The organism is Streptomyces sp. NRRL S-495, assembly GCF_000966955.1.
Taxonomy (GTDB): domain Bacteria; phylum Actinomycetota; class Actinomycetes; order Streptomycetales; family Streptomycetaceae; genus Kitasatospora; species Kitasatospora purpeofusca.
Genome location: NZ_JZWY01001236.1, coordinates 1 through 419, shown reverse-complemented (window position 1 = coordinate 419; position 419 = coordinate 1). Strand labels below are relative to the sequence as shown.

General features: G+C 73.7%; 1 protein-coding gene. It reads right to left on the bottom strand.

Annotated elements, in window-relative coordinates:
- On the bottom strand, positions 1-419 hold a 419-nt coding region (locus VR45_RS40830; RefSeq protein ID WP_045945039.1), incomplete at both ends, for a ketoreductase domain-containing protein.

The window sequence follows — 419 nt, the reverse complement described above, 5'->3', positions numbered from 1 at the left end:
GGTGGTGGGCAGTCCGTCGGCGTGTCGTCGGGTGGCGAAGGCGTCGAGGTAGGCGTTGGCGGCGGCGTAGTTGGCCTGTCCTGCGGAGCCGAGGACGCCGGCGGCGGAGGAGAAGAGGACGAACGCGGCGAGGTCGGCGTCGGCGGTGAGGTCGTGCAGGGCGTGGACAGCGTCGGCCTTGGGTCGCAGGACGGTGTCGAGCCGTTCCGGGGTGAGGGCCTCCAGGACTCCGTCGTCGAGGACGCCGGCGGTGTGGACGACGGCGGTGAGGGGGTGTTCGGCGGGGACGGTGGCGAGGGCGGCGGCGAGTTGGTCGCGGTCGGCGACGTCGCAGGCCACGAAGTCGATCCGGGCTCCGGTGTCCAGGAGGTCCTGGGGTGCGGTGCCGCCGCTGCGGCTGAGCAGCAGCAGGTGGCGGA